Raw genomic sequence first — 16,207 nt, 5'->3', positions numbered from 1 at the left:
ACGTACAGCCGGTTTCGCTGATTTGGGATGGTGACCTTTAAGAACGAAGAATCGGAACTGAGCTTCCAGGGTTTAGCGCCGCGGAGCGGGTGAGGAAAAACGCCCTAATCGCCCGGAAACAGGGCGTTTGGCAAGGCTATCTGACATGCGAAAAAGCTGAGAAAGGAAGAGAAATATCAGACAGGATTGGTGCCAATGGCAGCGCGAAAAAGGGCCAAAAGCGGCGTGAACTCACACCATAAAACAAAAATCGCAGATATGAAAAAGCCCAACCTTTTCAGATCGGGCTAAGTCATTGAAAAATATGGTCGGGACGGAGTGATTCGAACACTCGACCCCTAGCACCCCATGCTAGTGCGCTACCGGACTGCGCTACGCCCCGACTAGGCGTGAAACCCGTTCCTCATCTCGAGGAACCCTCAAGAATATATCGCAAGCTTTTGAAAACTGGAAGTATTTAAAAGCAGGAATTTATTTCTTGAGTACCACCAGAACATCTTCGAGTTCGGCGATCATCTGGCGGATCATTTGCTTGTATTGGGTGGTGTCGTCTTTGGCTTCATCGCCGGAAAGGCGCAGGCGCGCTCCGCCGATGGTGAACCCCTGATCGTAGAGCAACGCACGGATCTGCCGGATCATCAGCACATCCTGGCGCTGATAGTACCGGCGGTTTCCGCGGCGCTTGACGGGGTTGAGTTGAGGAAACTCCTGCTCCCAGTAGCGCAGCACGTGCGGTTTTACCGCACAAAGCTCGCTGACTTCACCAATGGTGAAGTAGCGTTTGCCTGGGATGACGGGAAGCTCGTCGTTATGACTTGGTTCCAGCATAAGCCTCAACTCGGGCCTTCAACTTCTGCCCTGGACGAAAGGTGACCACACGGCGAGCCGTGATCGGGATTTCTTCTCCCGTTTTCGGATTGCGGCCAGGCCGCTGGCGTTTGTCACGAAGGTCGAAGTTGCCGAAACCGGACAACTTCACCTGTTCGTTGTCTTCAAGAGCGTGCCTGATTTCTTCAAAGAACAGTTCGACCAATTCCTTGGCCTCCCGCTTGTTCAGGCCCAGCTCTTCATACAGACGTTCCGCCATCTCAGCTTTCGTCAAAGCCCCCATACGTCACTTCCTTAACGTGGCGTTCAACCTTTGTTCGAGCGAGGTGAGGATGTTTTGCGTCGTGGTATTCACCTCATCGTCATTAAGAGTGCGCGATGGATGCTGCCAGGTCAAGCCAACTGCAAGGCTTTTTCTATGCGGATCAATACCTTTACCCTGATACACGTCAAATAGCCTGAGGTCCGTCAGCCATTCGCCTGCATTTTCACGGATTACGTCCAGTACGGCACTGGCTGCAACGTCTTTGTCCGCCAACAGCGCAAGGTCACGACGCACTTCAGGAAAGCGCGACAACTCGCTGAATTCAGGCATTTTGCCCAATGCCACTTCGGCCAGCACCAGCTCGAAAACGAAGACTGGACGGTCGAGACCGAGGGTTTTCGACAATTCAGGATGGATAGCGCCGATGTAACCGACTACGCGACCTTCACGCTCGATGCGCGCGGTTTGACCCGGGTGCAACGCAGGGTGTTTGCCTGGTACAAATGTGAACGAATCCAGTGCACCGGCAAAGCCGAGCACCGCTTCCACGTCGGCTTTGACGTCGAAGAAGTCCACGGTATCGCGACCCTGAGCCCAGCCTTCCGGCAGACGGCCACCGCAGACCACACCGGCCAGCATCGGCTCTTGCTTCAGGCCTTCCAGCTGACCGACGAAGCGCAGACCGCTTTCGAACAGACGGACGCGGTCTTGTTGGCGGTTCAGGTTGTGCTGAAGCGCCTTGACCAGACCCGGCCACAGGGACGAACGCATGGCGGCCATGTCGTTGGAGATCGGGTTGGCCAGCAATAGAGGCTCGACGCCTGGGTTGAACAGTTCGAACTGCTTCGGATCGATGAAGCTGTAGGTGATCGCTTCCTGATAACCACGAGCCACCAACAGGCGGCGCAGCTCAGGCAGATCGCTACGCGCTTCAGCCTTGGCTTGCGGTGCCAGACGGGCTTGCGGGTAGCGAACCGGCAGACGGTTGTAACCGTACAGACGGGCCAGCTCTTCGATCAGGTCGACTTCCAGGCTGATATCGAAGCGATGGCTTGGCACGTCTACGCGCCACTGCCCTGCCCCATCCGCGGAAATCTTCAGACCCAAGGCACTGAGAAGACGCTCGACTTCGGCTGAATCCATTTCCATACCCAGCATCTGGGTGATGCGCTGGGCACGCAGAGTGACCGGAGCAATCGACGGCAGGTGCTGCTCGCTGACGGTTTCGATAATCGAGCCAGCTTCGCCGCCGGTGATTTCCAGCAGCAGGCCAGTGGCTCGCTCCATGGCTTCACGGGCCAGTTGCCAGTCCACGCCGCGCTCGTAGCGGTGCGAGGCGTCGGTGTGCAGGCCGTAGGAACGAGCCTTGCCAGCGACGGCAATCTGATCGAAGAACGCGCTTTCCAGGAAGACATCGCGAGTGGTTGCGGATACACCGCTGTGCTCGCCACCCATCACACCGGCAATCGCCAGGGCGCGGGAGTGGTCGGCAATCACCAGCGTATCGCTACGCAGGCTGACTTCCTGACCGTCGAGCAGCACCAGCTTCTCGCCTTCTTCGGCCATGCGCACGCGGATGCCACCATTGATTTCGGCGAGATCGAAAGCGTGCAGCGGTTGACCCAGTTCCAGCATCACGTAGTTGGTGATGTCGACGGCAGCGTCGATGCTGCGCACGTCAGCGCGACGCAGACGCTCGACCATCCACAGCGGCGTAGGCCTGGACAGGTCGACATTACGGATCACGCGGCCCAGGTAACGCGGGCAAGCGGCGGGTGCCAGAACCTCGATCGAACGCACTTCATCATGCACAGCTGGAACACTGGCAACGACCGGGCGCGTGACTTCGGCAGCGTAGAGGGCACCGACTTCACGGGCCAGACCGGCCAGGGACAGGCAGTCGCCGCGGTTCGGGGTCAGGTCGACCTCGATGCTGGCGTCGTCCAGGCTCAGGTACTCACGAATATCCTGACCGACCGGCGCATCGACCGGCAACTCCATCAGGCCGTCGTTACCTTCACCGATTTGCAGTTCGGCTTGCGAGCACAGCATGCCGTTGGACTCAACGCCACGCAGCTTGGCTTTCTTGATTTTGAAGTCGCCTGGCAGTTCGGCACCGATCATGGCGAACGGGATCTTCAGGCCCGGGCGCACGTTTGGCGCGCCGCAAACTACCTGGAAGGTCTCCGCGCCATTGCTGACCTGGCAAACGCGCAGCTTGTCGGCGTCCGGGTGCTGCTCGGTGCTCAGCACCTCGCCCACCACCACGCCACTGAATTCACCGGCGGCCGGCGTTACGCTATCGACCTCAAGACCGGCCATCGACAGACGAGCAACCAGCTCGTCGCGACTTACCTGCGGGCTTACCCAGCCGCGCAGCCATTGTTCACTGAATTTCATCCTGCTCTCCTAAGAATTCGTTACGACTAGCGAAATTGCGCGAGGAACCGCAAGTCGTTGTCGAAGAACAGACGCAAGTCGTTCACGCCGTAACGCAGCATGGCCAGACGTTCAACGCCCATGCCGAAGGCAAAGCCCGAAAACTCTTCCGGGTCGATCCCGGACATGCGCAGCACGTTCGGGTGAACCATGCCGCAGCCCATCACTTCCAGCCAGCCAGTCTGCTTGCAGACGCGGCAGCCTTTACCGCTGCACATCACGCATTCCATGTCGACTTCGGCGGACGGTTCAGTGAATGGGAAATACGAAGGGCGGAAACGCACTGCCAGTTCTTTTTCGAAGAACACGCGCAGGAACTCTTCGATGGTCCCTTTCAGGTCGGCGAAGTTGATGTCGCGGTCGACCAGCAGGCCTTCGACCTGGTGGAACATCGGCGAGTGGGTGATATCGGAGTCGCTGCGGTACACACGGCCTGGGCAGACGATGCGGATCGGCGGCTGTTTCGATTCCATGGTGCGGACCTGTACCGGCGAGGTATGGGTGCGCAGCAACATGTTGGCATTGAAATAGAAGGTGTCATGCATCGACCGGGCCGGGTGATGGCCTGGGATGTTGAGCGCCTCGAAGTTGTGATAGTCGTCTTCGACCTCAGGGCCTTCGGCGATGCCGTAGCCGATATGGGTGAAGAACTGTTCGATACGTTCCAGAGTGCGAGTAACCGGATGCAGACCACCCGAGGTCTGACCACGGCCAGGCAGGGTCACGTCAATGGACTCGGCGGACAGTTTGGCGGCCAGATCGGCCTCTTCAAACAGTGCCTTGCGCGCATTGAGAACCTCTGTGACACGCTCCTTGGCAACGTTGATCAGGGCGCCGACTTGCGGACGCTCTTCTGCTGGCAAATTCCCCAGGGTCTTCATCACCTGAGTCAATTCACCCTTTTTACCAAGGTAGTGAACCCGGATTTGCTCCAGGGCATTGATATCTTCAGCGCTTTGCACAGCCTCTAGTGCTTGAGAGACCAGCGCATCCAGGTTTTCCATGTACAGACTCCAGATACAAAATAGGGGAAGAGCTTGAAGGCTCTTCCCCTATTTATGACGTTTAACACCTGAGCCCACGGAGGTGAGCCCGGGTGACTGTCGGGGGTACTTAAGCCAAGGTGGCTTTAGCTTTCTCGACAATCGCAGCAAACGCCGCTTTTTCGTTCACTGCCAGATCAGCCAGAACCTTACGGTCGATCTCGATGGACGCTTTTTTCAGGCCGGCGATGAAACGGCTGTAGGACAGGCCGTTGATACGTGCACCAGCGTTGATACGAGCGATCCACAGAGCGCGGAACTGACGTTTTTTCTGACGACGGTCACGGTAGGCGTATTGGCCTGCCTTGATTACCGCTTGCTTGGCAACACGGAATACGCGCGAACGAGCGCCGTAGTAGCCTTTAGCAAGTTTCAGAATTTTTTTGTGACGTTTACGGGCAATGACGCCACGCTTTACACGAGCCATGAGTTACTTCCTCTATTCTTAACCAAAAATTAACGAAGGCGCAGCATGCGCTCGACTTTTGCCACGTCAGACGGATGCAGCAAGCTGCTACCGCGCAGTTGACGCTTACGCTTGGTCGACATTTTGGTCAGGATGTGGCTCTTGAAAGCGTGCTTGTGCTTGATACCGTTAGCAGTTTTCAGAAACCGCTTAGCAGCACCACTTTTAGTTTTCATCTTTGGCATGTTCGGATACTCCGCATTCAGTTGATAAACATAATCGCAAGGCCTGCCGTGCCCTGTTGATTACTTCTTCTTTTTCGGGGCGATGACCATGATCAGCTGGCGTCCTTCCATCTTAGGATGCTGTTCGACAGAACCGTACTCGAGCAGGTCACCTTCAACCCGCTTGAGGAGTTCCATCCCCAGTTCCTGGTGGGCCATCTCACGGCCGCGGAATCGCAAGGATACCTTGGCCCTGTCCCCGTCACTCAGGAAACGTACCAGGTTGCGCAGTTTTACCTGGTAATCCCCTTCCTCCGTCCCTGGACGAAACTTGATTTCTTTAACCTGAATCTGCTTCTGGTTTTTCTTCGCCGCAGCAATCTGCTTCTTCTTTTCGAAGATCGATTTGCCGTAGTCCATCACACGGCAAACCGGTGGGACTGCGTCTGCGGAGATTTCTACCAGATCAAGCTTGGCTTCTTCAGCAATACGAAGCGCTTCATCAATCGAGACGATGCCAATCTGCTCGCCGTCAGCGCCAATTAACCGAACCTCGCGTGCCGAGATATTCTCGTTGATCGGGGCTTTCGGTGCAGCTCGTTTATCTTGTCTCATTTCACGCTTAATAATAATTACTCCGAATCTGGGCGACCACGCCGGGAAACCGCTTGCGCGAGGAACTCAGCGAACTGGGCGACGGGCATCGAGCCCAGGTCAGCACCTTCACGAGTACGCACAGCGACAGTCTGCATCTCGACTTCCCGATCTCCAATAACCAAGAGATAGGGAACCTTGAGCAAAGTATGCTCGCGGATTTTAAAGCCGATCTTTTCATTTCTCAAGTCAGACTTGGCACGAAAACCGCTTTGATTGAGAGTTTTTTCAACTTCAGCGGCAAAATCTGCCTGTTTATCAGTGATATTCATGATCACTGCCTGAGTCGGAGCCAGCCACGCAGGGAACGCGCCCTCGTAATGCTCGATCAGAATCCCGACGAAACGCTCGAAGGAACCCAGGATCGCCCGGTGCAACATTACCGGGTGCTTGCGACTGTTGTCTTCAGAGACGTATTCGGCTCCCAGACGGATTGGCAGGTTAAAATCGAGCTGCAAGGTACCACATTGCCAGACACGACCGAGGCAATCTTTTAGCGAGAACTCGATCTTCGGACCGTAGAAAGCACCCTCGCCTGGCTGCAGATCGTACGGCAGGCCCGCACTATCTAGGGCTGAGGCCAGCGCGGATTCTGCGCGATCCCACAACTCATCGGAGCCGACGCGTTTTTCCGGACGAGTGGACAGTTTCATTTCGACGTCGGTAAAGCCGAAATCGGCGTAGACATCCATGGTCAGCTTGATGAACGCAGCGGATTCGGCCTGCATCTGCTCTTCAGTACAGAAGATGTGCGCATCGTCCTGGGTGAACCCACGCACGCGCATGATGCCGTGCAGCGCACCGGACGGCTCGTTACGGTGGCAGGCACCGAACTCGGCCAGACGCATCGGCAGTTCGCGGTAGCTTTTCAGGCCCTGGTTGAACACTTGCACGTGGCAAGGGCAGTTCATTGGCTTGATCGCGTAGTCGCGGCTTTCCGACTGCGTGGTGAACATGTTCTCGGCGTAGTTGGCCCAGTGGCCGGATTTCTCCCACAGGCTACGGTCAACCACTTGCGGGGTCTTGATCTCCAGGTAGCCGTTTTCACGCTGAACCTGGCGCATGTACTGCTCGAGCACCTGGTACAGGGTCCAGCCATTCGGATGCCAGAAAACCATGCCCGGTGCTTCTTCCTGGGTATGGAACAGGCCGAGACGCTTGCCGATCTTGCGATGGTCGCGTTTTTCAGCTTCTTCGATACGCTGGATGTAAGCCGCCAGTTGCTTCTTGTCAGCCCAGGCGGTGCCGTACACGCGCTGCAATTGCTCGTTTTTGGCATCGCCGCGCCAGTAGGCGCCGGACAGCTTGGTCAGTTTGAAGGATTTCAGGAAGCGGGTGTTCGGCACGTGCGGACCGCGGCACATGTCGACGTATTCTTCGTGATAGTACAGGCCCATGGCCTGCTCGTTCGGCATGTCTTCGACCAGGCGCAGCTTGTAGTCTTCGCCGCGGCTGGTGAACACGTCGATCACTTCGGCACGCGGAGTGACTTTCTTGATGACGTCGTAATCTTTTTCGATCAGCAGGTGCATGCGCTGCTCGATCGCCGCCAGGTCGTCCGGAGTGAAAGGACGCTCGTAGGCGATGTCGTAATAGAAGCCTTCATCGATGACCGGACCGATCACCATTTTCGCCGTCGGGTACAGCTGCTTGACCGCGTGGCCAATCAGGTGAGCGCAAGAGTGGCGAATGATCTCCACCCCCTCTTCATCCTTGGGCGTGATGATTTGCAGGGTCGCGTCGCTGTCGATGACATCGCTGGCGTCAACCAGTTTGCCGTTGACCTTGCCGGCCACGGTGGCCTTGGCCAGACCGGCACCAATGGATGCGGCGACCTCGGCTACGGAAACCGGATGATCGAAGGAACGTTGACTGCCGTCGGGAAGAGTAATAGTGGGCATGGCGCCTCCTCTCCTAGTGGTGACCCCTACCAAAGGTCACGTGGGTTGGGATGAGCAGCCAGTACGCGATTCAGTCCAGGCCATTCAATAATGAACGCCTGCCTTACAGCGGCAGGAGCCTTGCGGCCAACCGGAAACCGAACCAGAGTGACTGGAGATCAAATCAGGGTTATTCGGGTATTGGCCGCTACTGGCGAACAGATCGTCCAGAGCCTGAAAATACCCAAGCGTTGGATCCTAGCACAGATGAACGGTCGTCGCCGCGACCTTGTTTGACCAACGCCGAATTCAGGGCTTTTGCATCAAAAAGTGAACTTGAGATGTACGGCCCACCTCAAATAGGCTGAGAATCGCCACACATTATCGACCTCACGGAGTTTCAGCTATGCGTCTTATCCGCCTTATCGCCCTTGCCTCCCCACTGATCATGCTGCTCCCGCTGAGCGCGCAGGCTGCCTGGCCTGCCGGGGTTCGCGAAAGCTATATGAAGGATTGCGTTGGTGCCGCCAGTCAGAGCGTCGACCAGAAGTCCGCCGAATTGCATTGCGCCTGTGGTGCGGACAAGCTGAACGAGAAGTTTACGACTGCCGAAATCAGCGAGCTGATGAGCAAGACAAAACAGCCGAGTGCGGAACTGCGAACCAAGGCGCTGGACGCCATTCAGGAATGCAGAGTCAAGAAATAAGCTGCTGCGGGGCTAAAAACACGGGCCCTGGCGAGTAAAAAACAGCTGAAAAGCCACTATTTCAGACAAATTACGCAGCTTTTACAGCTTTTTTTACAGGGCGTGTATTTGGCTACAGGCCTTTTAAACCGGGGCTTCCAGCCATATACAGCGACAAAGAAAAGGCGATGCGAAGGCAAACAGCACGTCCGGGGGGCTCCCAAATCGAACATTTCGACTATGATACTCCGGTGTGCCCAGTTGGCCTGAGCAGCACAGCACTACTGAAAATATATGTTTCTTGGAGATACACCATGTCTAATCGCCAAACCGGCACCGTTAAATGGTTCAACGATGAAAAAGGCTTCGGCTTCATCACTCCTCAAGGTGGCGGTGACGACCTGTTCGTACACTTCAAAGCTATCGAAAGCGACGGTTTCAAAAGCCTGAAAGAAGGCCAAACCGTTTCCTTCGTGGCTGAGAAAGGCCAAAAGGGTATGCAAGCTGCACAAGTTCGCCCAGAGTAATTTCCTGGCGCACTAAAAAAACCCCGTCCATGTGGCGGGGTTTTTTATGGGCGAAACAAAAGCCTGAAGCAATTAGCCGCAGTTGACGCGGACAATCACCAGGTTGGCGTCGGTGTTGAGGTTCAAACGATCCGAACGGTATTCCAGAGTGATCATGTCGTTCGGCCTGAGAACTCGTGCAGTCTGCGACCCGGAGCGTGTGCGGGCCTGCTCCAGTAATTCTGGCGAAGCCTTTTGGCCAATGGTGAATTCGGCAGCCTTTGCCTCACAACGGCCGCTACCAGCCTCGGCCGCCACAGGGCTTTTTGCCGACTCGGAGGTACTGCTGCAACCCGCCAACATGACGGCGGCCAGCAAAGTACCCAATGACGCGAGCTTCCAAGGCATGACGCCTCCTTTTCAATAGTTGAACTGCATTCGTGCGACAGTCGTTTGGGCATTTGGTTTCATGGTCAGTGCCATCCCCTCGCCTTCAAAGCCGTCAAACACGCAAGTTTGCCTGAGCTATCACCTGCTGTTCAGTGCGCAATCGTGACTGAATATGAGCAGGCTCAGTAGATATCGATGTAATCAAAGGGTGGCTTCGGCCAGTTCTGCTTCAAGGCGTTGAATATCTGCATGACCCAGACCTCATCACTGGCGGCAACCATGCCTACATACCCGGAGCCCTTGGCCCACGTCTCAAGACGAAACAGCAGCCCGTCGATATCCGTTCCGCCGACCACACCTGAAGAAATATAGGCAATACCTGACTGGGTGACCCGTAACTGGGTATGCGTATCGTCGCTGGCAGACGCCAGCAACTGGCGCACAGCCTCAAGCGTCAAGCCGTCCGGGGTATTCAAATCAATCTGCACAGCACTGTCCTTGAAATCTACAAAGCCCAAGTGTCGCATAGCCCTCCGTTCATGCCTAAGTCGGAGTGCCAAAAGCTGCACAAGGTGGTTAACTCAACAGACGAACTTCCCGACCTCGCGAGACACTCATGACCACCGTGACCATCGACGCCGACATCAAAGTCAGCTGGCCCCAAGGCCATAGCTCTTACAGCCCCAGCACCCCGGAAGAACTGGCAATCATTGGCATAGACCTGCTGGTCAAGGACCTGGGCACGAAAGCCGCTCAACAGTTCATCGAACAGGTATTCGAGAAGTACCCCATCGACGGCATGGGCGCCGCCCATACGTAAAGGAAGTAAAACCCCGCAGACTGGTACCTGCGGGGCATGACTTACTTGAGACGGGCGAGACGTGCCGTCAGCAAATCAAAGAAGCCCTGAGCATCGCCGTTCGCAACCCAGAATGCGTTCTTCGGGGCTTTCAGGCCGTCGTACCAGTCAACGATGGTCTGGCCAAACGTAGGCCCTTCACGACTGTCGACCACCACATTCACCGCACGACCGGTAAACAGTTCAGGCTTGAGCAGGTACGCAATCACCGTGGCGTCATGCACCGGGCCACCAGGAATACCGTAGTGCTCCATGTCGCCTTTGACGTATTCGTTGAGAATATCGCCCACCAGCTTGCTGGCGTTGTTGTTCAGCGCGGCAATCTGCTTCAGGCGAGCGTCACTGGTCAGAATCTTGTGGGTGACGTCCAGCGGCAGATAGGTCAGCTTGACGCCACTCTTGAGGACCACTTCAGCTGCCTGCGGGTCAGCGAACAGATTGAACTCGGCCACCGGGGTAATGTTGCCGCCGTTGAAATGCGCGCCGCCCATGACAACCACCTCCTTGATGCCTTGGGTGATTTCCGGATCCTGAATCAACGCCAGCGCCAGGTTGGTCTGCGGCCCGAGCATCGCAATGGTGATGCTGTGAGGTTTGGCCGCGCGCAACGTATCGATCAGGTAATTGACCGCATCGCCTTTGGCCAGGCCTTTCTTCGGCTCGTGCACCGTGACACCCGACAGGCCTTCCTTGCCATGAATGTTCTCGGCATAGATGGGTGTGCGCATCAGCGGTTTCGGTGCACCCGCATAAACCGGCACCTCTTCACGCCCTGCCCACTCACGGGCCAGCCGCGCATTACGCGAAGTTTTGTCCAGACGCACATTACCGGCAACGGTGGTCAGTGCGCGAATGTTCAGTTCTTCGGGCGACGCCAGGGCAAACAGCAGCGCCACCACGTCGTCGGCACCTGGATCGGTGTCGATGATCAGATCAATCTTTTCCGCCGAATGGGCGCCTGTAGCGGTGAGCAAGGACAAAAGCAGCAGACTCCGGATCAGGTGATGCAGTCGTTGAGCATAGCGATGCATAGCACACTCCTTGTGCGTGGATAAATCGAATCGGGATATGACGGATTAAAATGTCACCCCTGCAACCAGCACGACATTGCAGTACGGCTGACATTCGCCCGTACGAACAATCGCCCGCGCTTGTCGGCTAAGAACTTTAAATTCTTCATGATTCAGCAACCGCCGCTGGCCCATCGCGTCATTGGCCGTCAACTCCTCGATCGCCTGCAGCGCCGGCGGCTGCTTGAGCAGGATTTCTTCGGCCAGCACATGGCTTTCCACCTGCATCTCACTGAGCACGACGCGCAAGGTGCTGACAAAGTCTGGTATGCCCTGGGTCAACGCCAGGTCGATCAACTCAACGCCGGGCGGCACCGGCAGACCGGCATCGCCAATCACCAGCATGTCGCCATGACCCAGAGAGGCAATCAGCCGCGACAATGCGATATTGAGCAAAGGTGTTTTTTTCATGATGCCTTGAAGGCCTGTACGTCTGACAAGGAAGGAATCGAGGGTTGCGCACCGGCCCGCGTCACCGATAAAGCGGCGGCGACCTGACCAAAACGAATGGCCTCGACTTCGCTTTTGCCAGCGGCCAAGGCCGTGGCAAAACCGCCGACAAAGGTGTCGCCAGCCGCGGTGGTGTCGACGGCCTTGACCTTGGGCGCCGGAAAATGCACAACACTCTGTCCGTCGGCGAACAATGAACCCTGAGGGCCCAATGTGATGATGACCTTACCGGCACCGGCGGCGATCAATCGGCTCGCGGCCATCTCGGCGCTCTTCAGAGAGTCCACCGGCAAACCGCTGAGGGCCGAAGCTTCGCTTTCATTGGGGATCAGATAATCGATTGACGAATACCAGTCGGCCGGCAATGGGCTCGTTGCCGGCGCCGGATTCAGGATCACCGTCTTGCCCAGCTCACGTCCACGCTTGAGAACATAACCAACCGTGTGCATCGGCACTTCCAGCTGACAGATGATCACGTCGGCCGCCGCAAGCACCGCATCGAACCCCGCAACCAAGCCAGGTGTCAGCTGACCGTTGGCACCCGCAACGATGACAATCGCATTCTGGCTGTTGTCATCGACCACGATCAGCGCCACGCCGCTGGAACCTTCGACCGATGTCAGCGCCTGACAATCGATCTGTTCTGCCAGCAGCGCAGCGCGCAACTGCTCGCCATAAGCATCGTCACCCACGCAGCCGATCATCGACACCTGCGCACCCAGCCGGGCAGACGCGACCGCCTGATTAGCGCCCTTGCCACCCGACACGGTGGCAAACGACTCGCCATGCAGCGTTTCTCCGGCATGCGGCAACCGCTGGGCGCGGGTTACCAGGTCCATGTTCAGACTGCCTACAACCACTACTTTTGCTGGCATACATCCCTACTCATCAATTCGCTTCAGCGGTATTGGTCGAATACGCCGGCCAGCGGCGCGGTCGACTCTCGCATGACAATGCTGGGCGTCACGATCTGCTGACCGGTCGCCAGTTCAGGTGTCGCGATCCGTCGCAACAGTACCTCCGCAGCCATTTCGCCAAGCTGCAGGATCGACTGGCCGACGGTGGTCAGCGCCGGATAGACATAACGGCTCATCTGAATATCGTCGAAACCGATGACCGATAGCTCGCTGGGCACCCGGACATTGCGCTCGGCGGCGGCCCGCAGTACGCCAATACCGATCATGTCGTTGCCGGCAAAAATTGCACTGGGCGGGTTCTTTTCCAGCAATATTGTCGCCGCGTTGTAACCGCCGATGCTGGTGAAATCACTTTCAAGCATCCACTCTCTCGGCACTTCGACGCCTGCCTCTTGCAAGGCCCGGCAGTAACCTGCCAGACGCATCTGCGCCACGCTGGTATGTGCCGGACCGCCGATAGTGGCGATGTCGCGATGGCCCAGTTCGAGCAGATGCCGGGTCGCAAGATAAGCACCGTATTCATGATCGATGCGCACCATGTCCGCATCGAGCCCCTCCAACCCACGGTCGACGATCACCATCGGTGTACGCACGCCCGCCAGCCCTTGCGCCAACCCGCTATCGCCGCCGGCGGACGCGACAATCAGCCCGTCGATGCGCTTTTCCAGTAGCACGCGCAGGTAACTGCGCTGCTTGTCCGGGTTATCGTCGGAGTTGCAGAGGATCACGCAATAGCCATTACGCTCGCAGTAATCCTCGATACCACGGGCCAACTCCGCGAAGTACGGGTTGAGGCTGTTGGGCACCAGCAGACCGATGGTCGCGGTGGTTTTTGCTTTGAGCGAGCGCGCCACGGCACTGGGCACGTAGTCCAGGCTTTTGATCGCGGCCTCGACCTTGAGCCGAGCCTCTTCACTGACTGGCCGGGTCTTGTTTACCACGTGGGAAACCGTTGTGTAGGAAATCCCCGCGAGCGCTGCTACATCCTTGATCGTTGCCATGATTCAGCTCCGTCGACTTGCACGTTGGCTGCGGTAGGTGTCCAGCACCACCGCGACCACGATCACCGCGCCGGTGATGATACGTTTGGTTGGTTCGGTCGCGCCGATTTGCGCCAACCCGGCAGCCAGTACAGAAATGATCAGGACGCCGAAGAAGGTGCTGATCACCGAACCACGGCCGCCCATCAGGCTCGTGCCACCGATCACCACGGCAGCAATGACTTGCAGCTCCAGGCCGGAACCGGCATTCGGGTCCGCCGCTTCCAGGCGCGATACCTGGAACAGTGCGGCAATACCCGCCAGCAACCCCATCAGGCTGAACACCAGAATCTTGTAGGGCTTTGGGTTGATACCCGCCAGACGCACAGCTTCCTCGTTGGTGCCGATACCGATCAGGTAGCGACCAAACACGGTACGGGTCAACACCGCCTGGGCGATGAAGATAACCAGCAACGCGATAATGAATGACGGTGAAATACCCAAGGCAATCGGATTGGACAGCCAGGCAAAGGCATCACCGATGTAGGCCGTGCGCGAGCCGGTCATCTGATAGGCAACCCCGCGAGCCATCTCCAGCACACCGAGCGAAACAATGAACGACGGAATGCGCCAGGCCACGGTGATCGAACCGGTGATGGTCCCGGCCACTGCTGCAGCGGCCATGCCCAGCAGCGCTGCCGGCAAGACACTCCAGCCCCAGCCGAGGATTGCCACGCTGACAGTCGAGCCCGCCAACGCCAATACCGAACCCACCGAGAGGTCGATGCCGCCGATGATCAACACGAACGTCATGCCGACTGCGAGCACCATCAGGTCCGGAATCTGATTGGCCAGTGTGCTGAAGGTGTCATAAGAAAGGAAATGGCTGCTCAAGACCGAGAACAGCGCAATCATCGCCAGCAAGGCACCGGCCAGGCCCAGGTAGGTACCGAGGCCGTAAAAATTGCCACTACGCTTGCCAGCAGACACTGCGGGTTTGCCAGCAGACATTGCAGTTTTCATGGGAGATCCCTAGGCGCCGCTTCATGGAGCAACGCATCACGTTTTTGGTAGCCGGCAAAAGCGGCGGCAAGCAAATCATCCTGAGTCCAGCTTCCGCGTTCGAAGGTGTCGATCAAACGTCCGGCCGACAACACGCCAATACGGTCGCAGATCAACATCAGTTCGCGCAGATCGCTGGACACCACCACCAGCGCCTTACTCTGGCGCGTCAGCTCGCCGAGCAACGCATAAATATCGAACTTGGCACCGACATCGATGCCGCGAGTCGGCTCATCGAACAACAGCACCGAACACTCACGTTCAAGCCAGCGGCCGATCACCACCTTCTGTTGATTGCCACCCGACAGCTCGCTAACCAGCTGCGCAGGACTGGAACTGCGAATACGCATGGCGTCGATCTGACGCCGCGCCAGCGCCATCTCGTCACCGGGATTGACGATGCCGCCACTGGAGATCACCGGCATATTGCCCAGGGCGATGTTGGCGCTGATTGACTGAGTCAGCAGCAGCCCCTCGCCTTTGCGATCTTCAGTGATCAGGGCAATGCCGTGCCCGACCGCATCAGCGGGCGAACGAATGCTCACCACTTTCGCCGGCGAACCCAGCGCAACCGTGCCACTGTCTGCCGCATCGGCACCGAAGATCAGCCGCAGCAGTTCCGTGCGCCCTGCCCCGATCAAACCGGAAATCCCGAAAATTTCGCCGCTGCGCACCTCGAAAGACACATCGCGAACCTTGTCCGAACGGCTCAGCCCTTTAACGGTCAGGGCCGGCGCGCCGATGTGTCGTGGGCCCAGATCGATGTGCTCGCCCAATTGGCGACCGACCATCAGATTGACCAGTTGCACGCTATTGTAATTGGCCATCGGCTCGACGCAGACCAGATTGCCATCACGCAACACCGCAATGCGCTGAGCAACCTGCGCCAGCTCCTCCAGACGGTGGGAAATGTAAATGATCGACACGCCACGGGCTTGCAGGCGGGTGATTTGCTCAAAGAGCATCTCGACTTCGCGGGCAGTCAACATCGCGGTCGGCTCATCGAGAATCAGCACATGGCAGTCACCGATCAGGTTGCGCGCAATCTCGACCATTTGCTGATGACCGATCCCCAGCTCACCGACCAGCGTGTCCGGATCGATCGCATCGAGCCCGACCTGATCCATCGCGGCGATTGCCGCTTTGCGCAGTTGCTTGCGACTGATCCATCCACCCTTGTTGGGCAGGTTATTGAGAAACAGGTTTTCCGCGACAGACAAGGTTGGCAGCAGATTGAGCTCCTGCATGACCATGCGAATGCCCAGTTCTTCCGCCTGGGTCCGGCTGCCAGGACGGTAATCGCGCCCCTGGAATTGCATTTGGCCGGTGGTCGGAGTGACCAGCCCGCCAATGATTTTCGAGAGCGTGCTTTTACCAGCACCGTTCTCGCCGGTCAACGCCAGCACTTCACCACGCATCAGCGTCAGGTCAATGCCGGTCAATACCGGTTGCGCATACGTCTTGCCGATACCGCTGACCGAAAGGACCGCGTTCGGGGCACAAACTGACATAAGAAACTCTCCATGCGCTCGCCCTTGCGAGCGAGCAC

The 16,207-nt window shown here is 57.4% G+C and carries 19 protein-coding genes and 1 tRNA gene; 3 read left to right on the top strand and 17 right to left on the bottom strand.

Features of this window, described 5'->3' with window-relative positions; translation table 11 throughout:
* Positions 1-305: 305 nt before the first annotated feature.
* From HK44_RS11370 to thrS, 9 genes are all read right to left on the bottom strand, one after another.
* A tRNA-Pro gene (locus HK44_RS11370) sits at positions 306-382 on the bottom strand.
* A gap of 89 nt (positions 383-471) precedes the next feature.
* Positions 472-828: a MerR family transcriptional regulator gene (locus tag HK44_RS11365; protein WP_003179985.1), complete on the bottom strand. Its 357-nt coding sequence runs from the start codon at positions 826-828 to the stop codon at positions 472-474.
* Positions 809-1,111, bottom strand: coding sequence for an integration host factor subunit alpha (gene ihfA / locus HK44_RS11360; RefSeq protein ID WP_002553164.1), 303 nt, complete (start codon positions 1,109-1,111; stop codon positions 809-811). Before ihfA ends, HK44_RS11365 begins: the two co-directional genes overlap by 20 nt.
* A 3-nt stretch (positions 1,112-1,114) precedes the next feature.
* Positions 1,115-3,493, bottom strand: a complete 2,379-nt coding sequence (pheT, locus tag HK44_RS11355; RefSeq protein ID WP_019692638.1) for a phenylalanine--tRNA ligase subunit beta — start codon at positions 3,491-3,493, stop codon at positions 1,115-1,117.
* 26 nt (positions 3,494-3,519) lie between these two features.
* Entirely contained in the window at positions 3,520-4,536 is a 1,017-nt protein-coding gene (pheS, locus tag HK44_RS11350; RefSeq protein WP_007905876.1) for a phenylalanine--tRNA ligase subunit alpha, read from the bottom strand.
* Positions 4,537-4,645: 109 nt separating this feature from the next.
* Positions 4,646-5,002, bottom strand: coding sequence for a 50S ribosomal protein L20 (rplT, locus tag HK44_RS11345; RefSeq protein ID WP_007905879.1), 357 nt, complete (start codon positions 5,000-5,002; stop codon positions 4,646-4,648).
* A 29-nt stretch (positions 5,003-5,031) separates the two neighbouring features.
* Positions 5,032-5,226, bottom strand: a complete 195-nt coding sequence (gene rpmI, locus HK44_RS11340) for a 50S ribosomal protein L35 (protein WP_002553160.1) — start codon at positions 5,224-5,226, stop codon at positions 5,032-5,034.
* A 60-nt stretch (positions 5,227-5,286) separates the two neighbouring features.
* Positions 5,287-5,838: a translation initiation factor IF-3 gene (gene infC / locus HK44_RS11335; protein WP_169843736.1), complete on the bottom strand. Its 552-nt coding sequence runs from the start codon at positions 5,836-5,838 to the stop codon at positions 5,287-5,289.
* Positions 5,838-7,760, bottom strand: coding sequence for a threonine--tRNA ligase (gene thrS / locus HK44_RS11330; protein WP_019692640.1), 1,923 nt, complete (start codon positions 7,758-7,760; stop codon positions 5,838-5,840). Before thrS ends, infC begins: the two co-directional genes overlap by 1 nt.
* A gap of 385 nt (positions 7,761-8,145) precedes the next feature.
* Here thrS and HK44_RS11325 point away from each other — a divergent pair, with 385 nt between their 5' ends.
* Both HK44_RS11325 and HK44_RS11320 read left to right on the top strand, forming a co-directional pair.
* Positions 8,146-8,445 carry a hypothetical protein gene (locus HK44_RS11325; protein WP_019692641.1) on the top strand — a complete coding sequence of 100 codons (300 nt, stop codon included), beginning with the start codon at positions 8,146-8,148 and terminating at the stop codon, positions 8,443-8,445.
* Positions 8,446-8,738: 293 nt separating this feature from the next.
* Complete coding sequence (locus tag HK44_RS11320; protein ID WP_003179963.1) at positions 8,739-8,951, top strand: cold-shock protein; 213 nt, start codon at positions 8,739-8,741, stop codon at positions 8,949-8,951.
* Between the two features lie 72 nt (positions 8,952-9,023).
* On the opposite strand, the gene HK44_RS11315 is transcribed toward HK44_RS11320, so the two are convergent.
* Complete coding sequence (locus HK44_RS11315) at positions 9,024-9,338, bottom strand: I78 family peptidase inhibitor (RefSeq protein ID WP_019692642.1); 315 nt, start codon at positions 9,336-9,338, stop codon at positions 9,024-9,026.
* A gap of 164 nt (positions 9,339-9,502) precedes the next feature.
* A complete protein-coding gene (locus HK44_RS11310; RefSeq protein WP_024264860.1) occupies positions 9,503-9,808 on the bottom strand; it encodes a hypothetical protein in 306 nt (101 codons plus the stop codon).
* A 128-nt stretch (positions 9,809-9,936) separates the two neighbouring features.
* Here HK44_RS11310 and HK44_RS11305 point away from each other — a divergent pair, with 128 nt between their 5' ends.
* Positions 9,937-10,140: a hypothetical protein gene (locus HK44_RS11305; protein WP_019692644.1), complete on the top strand. Its 204-nt coding sequence runs from the start codon at positions 9,937-9,939 to the stop codon at positions 10,138-10,140.
* A gap of 41 nt (positions 10,141-10,181) precedes the next feature.
* Here HK44_RS11305 and HK44_RS11300 read toward each other — a convergent pair whose 3' ends face one another.
* Genes HK44_RS11300 through HK44_RS11275 form a run of 6 tightly spaced genes read right to left on the bottom strand, consistent with a single transcriptional unit; the run spans position 10,182 to position 16,169 of the window.
* Complete coding sequence (locus HK44_RS11300) at positions 10,182-11,210, bottom strand: nucleoside hydrolase (RefSeq protein WP_019692645.1); 1,029 nt, start codon at positions 11,208-11,210, stop codon at positions 10,182-10,184.
* 45 nt (positions 11,211-11,255) lie between these two features.
* The gene (rbsD, locus tag HK44_RS11295; protein WP_019692646.1) at positions 11,256-11,660 is read right to left on the bottom strand and encodes a D-ribose pyranase; all 405 of its coding nucleotides are present in this window, start codon (positions 11,658-11,660) and stop codon (positions 11,256-11,258) included.
* Positions 11,657-12,574: a ribokinase gene (gene rbsK, locus HK44_RS11290; protein WP_019692647.1), complete on the bottom strand. Its 918-nt coding sequence runs from the start codon at positions 12,572-12,574 to the stop codon at positions 11,657-11,659. Before rbsK ends, rbsD begins: the two co-directional genes overlap by 4 nt.
* A 23-nt stretch (positions 12,575-12,597) precedes the next feature.
* Positions 12,598-13,617, bottom strand: coding sequence for a LacI family DNA-binding transcriptional regulator (locus HK44_RS11285; protein ID WP_019692648.1), 1,020 nt, complete (start codon positions 13,615-13,617; stop codon positions 12,598-12,600).
* 3 nt (positions 13,618-13,620) lie between these two features.
* Positions 13,621-14,619 carry an ABC transporter permease gene (locus HK44_RS11280; protein ID WP_024264859.1) on the bottom strand — a complete coding sequence of 333 codons (999 nt, stop codon included), beginning with the start codon at positions 14,617-14,619 and terminating at the stop codon, positions 13,621-13,623.
* Positions 14,616-16,169: a sugar ABC transporter ATP-binding protein gene (locus tag HK44_RS11275; RefSeq protein WP_019692650.1), complete on the bottom strand. Its 1,554-nt coding sequence runs from the start codon at positions 16,167-16,169 to the stop codon at positions 14,616-14,618. The genes HK44_RS11280 and HK44_RS11275 overlap by 4 nt, the downstream gene beginning before the upstream one ends.
* Positions 16,170-16,207 lie beyond the last annotated feature (38 nt).

It is taken from the genome of Pseudomonas fluorescens HK44 (genome assembly GCF_000217955.3).
Taxonomy (GTDB): Bacteria; Pseudomonadota; Gammaproteobacteria; order Pseudomonadales; family Pseudomonadaceae; genus Aquipseudomonas; species Aquipseudomonas fluorescens_AQ.
Note: the sequence above shows the minus strand (reverse complement) of the source record. Positions and strands in the feature narration are given on the sequence as shown.

Excerpts from the sequence above, each read along its gene's own strand:
- rpmI (WP_002553160.1), bottom strand. The coding sequence starts at position 5,226 with ATGCCAAAGATGAAAACTAAAAGTGGTGCTGCTAAGCGGTTTCTGAAA.
- rbsD (WP_019692646.1), bottom strand. The coding sequence starts at position 11,660 with ATGAAAAAAACACCTTTGCTCAATATCGCATTGTCGCGGCTGATTGCC.
- HK44_RS11305 (WP_019692644.1), top strand. The coding sequence starts at position 9,937 with ATGACCACCGTGACCATCGACGCCGACATCAAAGTCAGCTGGCCCCAA.
- thrS (WP_019692640.1), bottom strand. The coding sequence starts at position 7,760 with ATGCCCACTATTACTCTTCCCGACGGCAGTCAACGTTCCTTCGATCAT.
- rplT (WP_007905879.1), bottom strand. The coding sequence starts at position 5,002 with ATGGCTCGTGTAAAGCGTGGCGTCATTGCCCGTAAACGTCACAAAAAA.
- rbsK (WP_019692647.1), bottom strand. The coding sequence starts at position 12,574 with ATGCCAGCAAAAGTAGTGGTTGTAGGCAGTCTGAACATGGACCTGGTA.
- pheS (WP_007905876.1), bottom strand. The coding sequence starts at position 4,536 with ATGGAAAACCTGGATGCGCTGGTCTCTCAAGCACTAGAGGCTGTGCAA.
- HK44_RS11300 (WP_019692645.1), bottom strand. The coding sequence starts at position 11,210 with ATGCATCGCTATGCTCAACGACTGCATCACCTGATCCGGAGTCTGCTG.
- ihfA (WP_002553164.1), bottom strand. The coding sequence starts at position 1,111 with ATGGGGGCTTTGACGAAAGCTGAGATGGCGGAACGTCTGTATGAAGAG.
- HK44_RS11365 (WP_003179985.1), bottom strand. The coding sequence starts at position 828 with ATGCTGGAACCAAGTCATAACGACGAGCTTCCCGTCATCCCAGGCAAA.
- HK44_RS11280 (WP_024264859.1), bottom strand. The coding sequence starts at position 14,619 with ATGAAAACTGCAATGTCTGCTGGCAAACCCGCAGTGTCTGCTGGCAAG.
- pheT (WP_019692638.1), bottom strand. The coding sequence starts at position 3,493 with ATGAAATTCAGTGAACAATGGCTGCGCGGCTGGGTAAGCCCGCAGGTA.
- HK44_RS11275 (WP_019692650.1), bottom strand. The coding sequence starts at position 16,169 with ATGTCAGTTTGTGCCCCGAACGCGGTCCTTTCGGTCAGCGGTATCGGC.
- HK44_RS11320 (WP_003179963.1), top strand. The coding sequence starts at position 8,739 with ATGTCTAATCGCCAAACCGGCACCGTTAAATGGTTCAACGATGAAAAA.
- HK44_RS11325 (WP_019692641.1), top strand. The coding sequence starts at position 8,146 with ATGCGTCTTATCCGCCTTATCGCCCTTGCCTCCCCACTGATCATGCTG.
- HK44_RS11285 (WP_019692648.1), bottom strand. The coding sequence starts at position 13,617 with ATGGCAACGATCAAGGATGTAGCAGCGCTCGCGGGGATTTCCTACACA.
- HK44_RS11315 (WP_019692642.1), bottom strand. The coding sequence starts at position 9,338 with ATGCCTTGGAAGCTCGCGTCATTGGGTACTTTGCTGGCCGCCGTCATG.